Here is a 454-nt window from a genome sequence, read left to right as displayed (position 1 = left end):
GGGTCTCAAACTGACCGCCGCCGACGCCGCGGGCCGAAGCAAGAAGATCGCCACCATCATCGTGGAACCGGCTGGCGGTCCGGACCAGCGTGAAAAGACCGAAGCGGACGGCACTGGGTTGGACGAAGCCCAGGCGTAGGCTTGTAGGTCGATGCCCGGTGCCCATCGGGGATATTGGATCGCAGTGAATGCAGGGAGAGCAATCAGCATGAGTCAGACAGCCAGGGCCAGCCAGGGCGAAGTCGCCTCGGATACAACAGGAAACGCCTACCGGTCGGGTTTCGTCGCTGTCGTCGGTCGGCCCAATGTAGGTAAGTCGACCCTGATCAACGCCCTGGTGGGCCGGCAGGTGGCGATTGCCTCCTCGCGGCCCGAAACCACGCGTAAGGCCATCCGCGGTATCCTGACGACCGAGAAGGCACAGATCGTACTGGTGGACACCCCGGGCATCCAC

Annotated in this window: 1 protein-coding gene; it reads left to right on the top strand. The window is 63.7% G+C overall.

The features are described from left to right. Positions 1-208 precede the first annotated feature (208 nt). The coding region (locus tag CRD60_RS08475) for a GTPase (RefSeq protein WP_113860802.1) at positions 209-454 on the top strand (246 nt) is incomplete at its 3' end.

The organism is Bifidobacterium aemilianum (assembly GCF_003315635.1).
Lineage (GTDB): Bacteria > Actinomycetota > Actinomycetes > Actinomycetales > Bifidobacteriaceae > Bifidobacterium > Bifidobacterium aemilianum.
This window is presented reverse-complemented; position numbering and strand designations above follow the sequence as displayed.